The 8076-nt window shown below is 51.5% G+C and carries 8 protein-coding genes; 5 read left to right on the top strand and 3 right to left on the bottom strand.

Annotation, left to right across the window (positions count from 1 at the left end; genetic code table 11):
- Positions 1-614: DDE-type integrase/transposase/recombinase (locus MWU62_RS18800; protein WP_247113765.1), on the top strand; the 614-nt coding region annotated here is incomplete at its 5' end.
- On the opposite strand, the gene MWU62_RS18795 is transcribed toward MWU62_RS18800, so the two are convergent.
- Together MWU62_RS18795 and MWU62_RS18790 are read right to left on the bottom strand one after the other, a co-directional pair.
- Positions 595-2346: a DUF2779 domain-containing protein gene (locus MWU62_RS18795; protein ID WP_247116262.1), complete on the bottom strand. Its 1752-nt coding sequence runs from the start codon at positions 2344-2346 to the stop codon at positions 595-597. The genes MWU62_RS18800 and MWU62_RS18795 overlap by 20 nt on opposite strands.
- 300 nt (positions 2347-2646) lie before the next feature.
- Positions 2647-4755 (bottom strand): ATP-binding protein, encoded by a 2109-nt coding sequence (locus tag MWU62_RS18790; RefSeq protein WP_247116261.1) that lies wholly within the window; start codon positions 4753-4755, stop codon positions 2647-2649.
- Positions 4756-5013: 258 nt separating this feature from the next.
- Between MWU62_RS18790 and MWU62_RS18785 the strand changes: the two genes are divergently transcribed.
- From MWU62_RS18785 to MWU62_RS18770, 4 genes are all read left to right on the top strand, one after another.
- Positions 5014-5238 (top strand): hypothetical protein, encoded by a 225-nt coding sequence (locus MWU62_RS18785; RefSeq protein WP_247116260.1) that lies wholly within the window; start codon positions 5014-5016, stop codon positions 5236-5238.
- 135 nt (positions 5239-5373) lie between these two features.
- Positions 5374-5622: a hypothetical protein gene (locus MWU62_RS18780; RefSeq protein ID WP_247116259.1), complete on the top strand. Its 249-nt coding sequence runs from the start codon at positions 5374-5376 to the stop codon at positions 5620-5622.
- Positions 5623-6097: 475 nt separating this feature from the next.
- A complete protein-coding gene (locus MWU62_RS18775) occupies positions 6098-6598 on the top strand; it encodes a transposase (RefSeq protein ID WP_247116258.1) in 501 nt (166 codons plus the stop codon).
- Positions 6595-7482, top strand: a complete 888-nt coding sequence (locus tag MWU62_RS18770) for an IS3 family transposase (protein WP_247116257.1) — start codon at positions 6595-6597, stop codon at positions 7480-7482. The genes MWU62_RS18775 and MWU62_RS18770 overlap by 4 nt, the downstream gene beginning before the upstream one ends.
- On the opposite strand, the gene MWU62_RS18765 is transcribed toward MWU62_RS18770, so the two are convergent.
- On the bottom strand, positions 7463-8076 hold a 614-nt coding region (locus MWU62_RS18765), incomplete at its 5' end, for a DDE-type integrase/transposase/recombinase (RefSeq protein ID WP_247113765.1). The two genes, MWU62_RS18770 and MWU62_RS18765, sit on opposite strands and share 20 nt — an antisense overlap.

The following is an 8076-nucleotide window of genomic DNA, read 5'->3' as shown; positions in this document are numbered from 1 at the left end:
GTCCGTCCGCTGTGCGTGGCCAGCATTGGTACCTGTACCTGATTATGGACATATACAGTCGCAAGATCGTTGCTTGGGAAATCCATGAAATGGAATCCGGTGAACTAGCCAGGAAACTGGTCGAGCGTGCATTGCTGCGCGAGAGCTGCTGGCACAACCCGCCGGTGTTGCATGCCGATAATGGAGCGCCAATGACGTCTTATACGCTCAAGGCCCGGCTGGCCGATCTGGGCATGCTGATGTCGCACAGTCGTCCGAGAGTGAGCAACGATAATCCATACTCGGAATCGTTGTTCCGCACGGTCAAATACTGCCCGGAGTGGCCCTCAAAAGGCTTTAAATCGCTCACGGCTGTGCGTGAATGGATGCTGGCGTTCGAGTGCGCCTACAACGAAAGACATCTGCACAGTGGTATCAACTTCGTAACACCGGCAGATCGGCATCGTGGCGTTGATCACCAGCGCCTGGCGCATCGGAAAATGGTTTATGAAAGAGCAAAGCGCAGGAATCCACAGCGCTGGTCTGGCAATACCCGGAACTGGGAAGTCACCGGTCCGGTATCGCTCAATCCTGGCAAATTGCAGGAGGTTGAGCTTAATAGATTAGCTGCTTAGGTGCAGCTATTTGGACAACTGGGTTGAAAATCGCCGTCTGCTCGGTGCCGTAAATGGGTCGTGCGTAATGCGAGCGCAAATACTCCGAGCTCATCATCACAGCTGGCAGGACCAATTTAATGCTGTTGCTGCCTCGACTGTGCGGATGAAAATAAAAATGCTGTGCCCACTTCGCCTGATCCACCATTTCACGCTCGCCAGAACGAATAATCGATTCGATGAATGTGACAAGTTGATTACGATCCTCTGGGGGTGAATCCGTTGTCAGCAGATGCTCTCGAACCGAGCTCAACACTGTATTCTCGTAATCTGTCCAGCGCAGTATTGTGCCTGTCGAGCCCAGTGCCTCTCGCAGCCGGCGGAGCATGCGGATGTTTACATCGCCATCGACCGACAGGTCCAAGAACTCATCGGCATGTCGGACCTGACCATCGTGCTCCATGACATGTAGCGAGTATTGAAAGATTTGAATGCTGTTTGGACGCATACCCGAGCGGAAAGGCAAAGCGCTGCGTGCTGCTTCAAAATCCAGGAAATACAGAGGCCAGTCGCACTTATCCAAAGCTTCGGCAAACCCGCTACGATCAAAATAATAGTCACCTCCGCCTGGCCACTCACCGGTCAACTGCATGCGCTGTCGATCTTTTGTAGTGAGCTTTCCGTTGGGTTGGGCCGGAAGTCCGAGGACATCTGGATCAATATCAGCCAGCCAATGGTACCCTGCCTCAAGCAGCCCTGCTGTGCTCCCTGACCCACGGGCAGCAGGGTTATAGAGCCCGAAAATCATGTCTTCCCGCTGAAAAGCCCTCGCCCCGTCAAGTCTGTCGGACCAACATTCATGGAAGCCACTTTTAGCCTGCTCGGAGGGAGAGGGAGTGTAAAATTCACAACTTTTGCAATGAGCTCCGACTGGTGCGGGCCGCATTGAGAGTTCAGCGGTATTCATCGCTGCGAGCTTCTCGGTAACGCTGGCAAAATCACCGCTTATTGCAGGAGCAGCCAGGCGATCATTCAGGACATGTTTCACTTGCTGATCCATAGGAATTCGCGTCAGGAAACAATCATCCAGACGCTCTTCGCTCAGTTCCTCGACAGCGTCGACCTTTGCATATAAATCGCTTCCCGATGACTCTGCATCAAAAACCACTGATAAACGTTTGTGCAATGCATCCTCACGCGCGGGGACAGACGTATCTGGCATCATGAGGTAGCATTGAATATTCCACGCAGGATACGCTTGCCGGAGAACCCAATACTGGAAAGCCAAATCTCGAACAGAATCGAGGAACGCACTATGGATATCGCCATCTTTAGTCCAGTACAACGGATTTTTATCCGGCTTATCAGATTTTGAATTGAAGGATTTAGACTTCACTTCAATTAATTCAATCTGCGTCCCGCGTTTCCTTAGAACGTCAACCCGCACAAGATAGTCATCAAAAACGATAGTGGGTTCGAAAAGCGTTACTGACTCTTTCTTAAGCGCTTCCACGGTCTGAGCAATCTGTTCTTCCTGTCCTTCTGCATCAATCTCGAACGCACTTAAACCGTCGGCTTGTCGAAAAAGAGTTCGCGCGAGTGCGCCAAGCTGGAAACCACCCTCGGCAAGACCCTCCAATATAGCGCTGGTCTTTCGCTGATCGACGTACACCTCACCTGCCGCCTCAAAAATGAGTTTTTGATGACAGCTGAGCCCCATTGAAAATCGTGATTTTGTTAGTCGTTTTCCCAAGAGATTCTCCAACTGATTGCTCATCGAGTATAGTCGAGTACTTTCAAAAACCTCTGCGAATCAATGAGGTTATTGAACAGCCTCTCGCCACCCGCTCCGCAATGTCGTTGCACGCTTTAATCTGCAATCACTGGACGTACCCACGCCGGTGCATGAGGCACTCCTAGTCGATAATTAGCGCATAGGCAAGATCGCTTATTTCTACGCTTGCTCATATTGATCTCCTATAATGAACTCAGCATAAAAAAGAGGTGTGACAAGTAGAGACACATCGGCCAAGATATGAACTGTAGCGAAGGCTCACTGCACAAAACCAATCGGCTGACCAATCACACCATCAACTTGCTGATCCTGTTCCGCCTTCAGGGCTTCCAATAGCCTCTCTGTGCGCGGTTTAAAGCCACGTAAGCGAAGATTCTGAACTGCTGCCCGCACCAGACCCGGTGTTAAATACTCAAACTGCGCAAGTTGATCAGTTCGCAACCCTCGGGCGCGGTCCTTATCGATCACGCAGGATTCGATGAGTTCTTTCAGCTGGACGGCACTCAGGTACCCGAACTCTACTTTAAGATGGAAGCGGCGCAGTATGGCTTTGTCCAGGCTATCGAAGCGGTTGGTGGTGGCCAGGAGAATACCTTCAAACCGTTCCAGGCGAACCATAAATTCATTGACGCCACTGACTTCCCAGCTGCGCTGAGCCATAGCCCGGTTGTAGAGAAAACTGTCAGCTTCATCGAGCAGTAAAACTGCACCTGTGCTTTCCGCTTTATCGAACATAGCGGCAATGTTCTTCTCGGTCTCACCGATGTACTTGTCCAGCAAATCGCTGCCAGACTGCAATATGAATGGCTTGCCCAAACGTTTTGCCAGTTCCTGGGCATAGGCTGTTTTACCGGCCCCGGGCGGGCCATAGAGGCAAACTTTGGCGGTACCCTCTTTACGCACCAGACGCTCCACGTTCTTCAGTGTCGGTTTGGTATTAATCCATTCCAGTCGGAATTCGGGGAAGTTCTGTTCCGGTTTTCGGTTCAATAACTTTGCGGGTTTACGCTCGCCCATGGCTGAGAGGCGTCGTTGCATCAGAGTCTCCAGGCGCTGCTGGTTACGAATGACCTGTTTTGGGGGCAAGAACTGTGCGACATCCAGCAAGTTTTTGGCCAGTGCCGGAGTCATCCAGGGGGTGCGGGCCGCTTCTGATACCCACGCCTGGCTAACGGGCAAAGCTGACAGATCCCGCTCAAGTTTCTCTGCTTGCTGGTCGGTTCCGGAGCCTTTTATTTCAAAAATAAAATCAAAGCGGCGTAAAAAAGCCGAATCCACCGCGCTGATGTTATTGCTTATCCAGATCGCGGGGGCCTGGTTTTCTTCCAGCAACTGGTTGAACCAGCCTTTAGCCAGGTCATCGATTTTTCGGAACGCATCTTCCATTTCATCGAACAGCAATATTGCGCCCAGGCGGTCTTCCAGAAACATCTGGGCCAGTTTGGCTGCGTCTAGGCGAATGCGGCCGGTCATGGCACCGGAACGGTCGTCTTTTGTTGGTACTTCATACAGAGGAGCCGACAGCTTCTCAGCCATGGCGCGAGCCAGTTGGGTTTTACCTGTGCCGGGCTTACCGTAAAGAAGTATATTTTTGCCTCTGGCCTTGTTGGCAAGGGAGTTTTGCAGGTAGTCGAGCATCAACTGCAGTTCGGGTACGCCCTGAAACTCAGCGATGTGATGTTGAGCCGCAGGCCCGGGCGGGCATACATGCCGAAACAGCATTTGCTCAATGTCGCTTTCACTTTGGTCTTTTTCACTGTCAGAAGTAGCCAACACCAGTTGGCCTAGCAAAGGGCCAGCTTCCACCAAATTCCAAATGTCGCTGATCATACTGGGTGCTTCAAGCAAACGAATCTGACACAGCATAGAATCGTCACCGAGCGCCTGGGCAACCGTGCGAGGAGACTCACGCAACGCCCTGGCCAGCGCATTCACAGAGTTGTTGAACTCATTGATATCAAGCTCCCGCAGCACTGGGTGAGCCTGCGGATGCTTAAGTAGCAACATGGCATAAATCAGCAATTTGGTTTCAACCAGATTAGGCTTCAAGAGTTTGACCAAACTGGTCAGAAGCGGCACAAACGACAATTGCGGCCGGTCTTTGAGCGAGGATGCAAGCGTTGCTTCCCGCTTTCGTATGATATTCAGATGCGCCCGTGTGCTCAAAGAGCCGACGTCTTCCGGTGGCTTAATACCGAGAAATGCCAAGTTTTCTTCAGCGCTGAACAAGCTCAGAGTGTTTTCATATGCAGGGGTGAGATAAAGTCTGCAGAGATAAATCTGCAGCAGCTTTAAGTCGTCTTTCGACGCTGTCGTGTCTTGATCCAGTTCGCGGGCTTCGTTGATGAGCTCTTTCCACAGCAGCATAGGCAAGCCTCCAGTTTAGCTAAGACAAGTCTAACTCGCACATGCGACACATGAAGTCGCGCCCATTGTAAGCTACTGTTAAATCGTCTTTGGATTTGGAGTTTATGGAGCCCCCTCTGTCAACGCAGTTGACCCCGAAAACATACTTGCTAGACTGCTTGAAGATTTTCTTTTGCGAAACAATTGGGCCAAGACCGCCTCTACAGAAAGACGGTGGAGCTGAAACAAATTATGGGATACGAAACGAGGAACTTTAACGTGAACTTAACTGATGAAGATATCAAAGTTTGGAATGAAATAACTGATGTGATGAATGACGATGATGAAGACAAAGCTGTTGAGTTGATAAAGGCCGCACCAATAGCCGTGCTAAAAGTGGCTGACGAAGAAGGACGATTTCTTTCCGATTACGCTCAAAATGACTATGTCATGGATAGAGTGGTAGCCGTAATTGCGGAACGTGGTGGCTACGTAGAGGATTGAACTAATTCAAGGCTCGGTTTGACTGGTTGAGCTCACCACTTTTTAGAGCTCCCAGACTTTAAGTAACCTCCGCATTAGGTTTTAATCGCTCAGAGAAACAACACAAAGTCTCCACAATTCTGGACGACTGTTCCAATGAAGAAAACAGAAAGCTTGGATGAACAATACGAGAGAAAAGTGAATGAGGGCGAAAAGCTACTCGGATCACTTGAACAAAAAGGCATACTCGAAAGCGAATACCTGGAAGCGCAAAGCGACTTTGTATACCTTGTTGAAAAGCATATCCCATTTGAGGTTTGTTCAGACGGAAAGAAAATGGAACGATTGATCGACCTGGATGACACTCTCGCGTCCCTAGAACAAATAATGGAGCGTAACTCGTGACGCATCCAGCAACCGGCTGTATTTGCTGGCTCGCTGGCTGCACTCAGCAACCTGCTGATGGGTGAAAAAGACATGCTGGCGTAGGGCCAGAAGAGCCTATAAAAATACTGTGTAACTGCCCACCCATTTTTGGAATTGGCGATGCCCCTGTAAACATCCCTGTTTTAGTTGCATTGCTTATTGGATTTTTCAATCGATTGGAGCTTCACCAGACGCTCACGGGGCGGCAAGGTACCCCTCAGTGAATCCGAAGATCACGAGGCTTAGGAAAAGGTTCGCCTTGTGATCGATTCAAACGTTTCTGAATATCCGCTTCTGTTTATTGCCTGAGATTCAGGGGTCGCAAAGCGCACCTCTTTGCCGTCACAAGATGGTCTTTTAGGAAAACTTACTTAGTGCTCAAAGCCGCTGTATTACCCCCTGCCACCCCCTATGTGTCAGCTTAGTTGTCGCCTGAATATTTCAGAGGACAACCATGCCCCATTATTCATTAGAACGTAAAGAAGCCATTCTCCAGAAGATGGCTCCACCTCAAAGCCTGACGGTTGCCGAGTTGGCCAGTCAGGAAGGCATCAGTACCGCAACCTTGTACAATTGGCGTAAAGCCGCCAGAGGACGAGGTGCCGTTTTGCCATCGAATTCAGCTCACTCGGACAAGTGGAGTAGCGAAGAGAAATTTCGCATTGTCCTTGAAACCGCCCCGATGACGGAGGCGGAACTCAGTGAATATTGCCGTAAGCACGGTTTGTACCCGGAACAGATCGAAGCTTGGAAAACCGCCTGCATGGGCGCCAATGCCCTGTCGGATGAACAGACCAAGCAGAATCGGCAAGCGGCCAAGGCTGAGAAAAAGCGAGTCAAAAAACTCGAAGCCGAACTTTGGCGCAAGGAAAAGGCCTTGGCAGAAACGGCAGCATTGCTGACGCTGTCAAAAAAAGCCGAGGCGATCTGGGGCCCCAAAGACGAGGACGAATGACCAGCCTCCCGGATCGCCAGCAGGCGGTTACCCTGATCCAAGAGGCTCAGGGTAACGGAGCCCGGCTGGTTAAGGCCTGTGGCTTGCTGAATCTGAGTGTACGCACCTATCAGCGTTGGACGGCAGACAAGGCCGTCAGCGCCGATCAACGACCGATGGCGTCTAGGCCAACGCCTGCGAACAAGCTCTCGGAGGCGGAGCGTCAGGCCGTGGTCTCACTGTGCAACCAGAAAGAATACCGAAGCTGTCCACCGGCCTTCATCGTTGCGGACCAACTGGATCAGGGACGCTACCTGGCCTCGGAATCCACCTTCTACCGGGTGTTGCGAGAGCAGGATCAAGTACACCCCAGAGGTCGGCAAAAGGCACCCCAGAGCAAACGCAAGGCGACCACACACAAAGCCACGAAAGCGAACCAGCTGTGGTCTTGGGACATCTCATGGCTGCCGGGGCCAGCAAAAGGCACCTGGTTCTATCTGTACCTGATGCTGGACGTATACAGCCGTAAGATCGTCGGTCACGAGGTCTATCACAGTGAGACCGGTGAGCTTGCCAGCGAGTTCATCGAAAAGGCCTACTGGCGTGAACACTTGGCGACGAAAGAGAAGCCTCTGGTGCTGCACTCCGACAACGGCAGCCCCATGAAGGCATCGACCTTCTTGGAGAAACTGTACGATCTGGGTATTACGCCCTCGAATAGTCGTCCCCGAGTTAGTAACGACAACGCCTACTCGGAGTCGCTGTTCAAAACCCTGAAGTTCCGTCCGGGGTTCCCGGTAAACGGCTTCAGTACGATTGAGGACGCCCGCAAATGGGTACTGACGTTCGCGGCGATTTTCAACCCAGTTGTCCAAATAGCTGCACCTAAGCAGCTAATCTATTAAGCTCAACCTCCTGCAATTTGCCAGGATTGAGCGATACCGGACCGGTGACTTCCCAGTTCCGGGTATTGCCAGACCAGCGCTGTGGATTCCTGCGCTTTGCTCTTTCATAAACCATTTTCCGATGCGCCAGGCGCTGGTGATCAACGCCACGATGCCGATCTGCCGGTGTTACGAAGTTGATACCACTGTGCAGATGTCTTTCGTTGTAGGCGCACTCGAACGCCAGCATCCATTCACGCACAGCCGTGAGCGATTTAAAGCCTTTTGAGGGCCACTCCGGGCAGTATTTGACCGTGCGGAACAACGATTCCGAGTATGGATTATCGTTGCTCACTCTCGGACGACTGTGCGACATCAGCATGCCCAGATCGGCCAGCCGGGCCTTGAGCGTATAAGACGTCATTGGCGCTCCATTATCGGCATGCAACACCGGCGGGTTGTGCCAGCAGCTCTCGCGCAGCAATGCACGCTCGACCAGTTTCCTGGCTAGTTCACCGGATTCCATTTCATGGATTTCCCAAGCAACGATCTTGCGACTGTATATGTCCATAATCAGGTACAGGTACCAATGCTGGCCACGCACAGCGGACGGAC

Source organism: Marinobacter sp. S6332 (genome assembly GCF_023016045.1).
Lineage (GTDB): Bacteria > Pseudomonadota > Gammaproteobacteria > Pseudomonadales > Oleiphilaceae > Marinobacter.
Note: the sequence above shows the minus strand (reverse complement) of the source record. Positions and strands in the feature narration are given on the sequence as shown.

Bases quoted from the DNA above. Each gene is read 5' to 3' on its own strand.
- MWU62_RS18790 (WP_247116261.1), bottom strand. From the start codon at position 4,755: ATGCTGCTGTGGAAAGAGCTCATCAACGAAGCCCGCGAACTGGATCAA.
- MWU62_RS18780 (WP_247116259.1), top strand. From the start codon at position 5,374: ATGAAGAAAACAGAAAGCTTGGATGAACAATACGAGAGAAAAGTGAAT.
- MWU62_RS18775 (WP_247116258.1), top strand. From the start codon at position 6,098: ATGCCCCATTATTCATTAGAACGTAAAGAAGCCATTCTCCAGAAGATG.
- MWU62_RS18770 (WP_247116257.1), top strand. From the start codon at position 6,595: ATGACCAGCCTCCCGGATCGCCAGCAGGCGGTTACCCTGATCCAAGAG.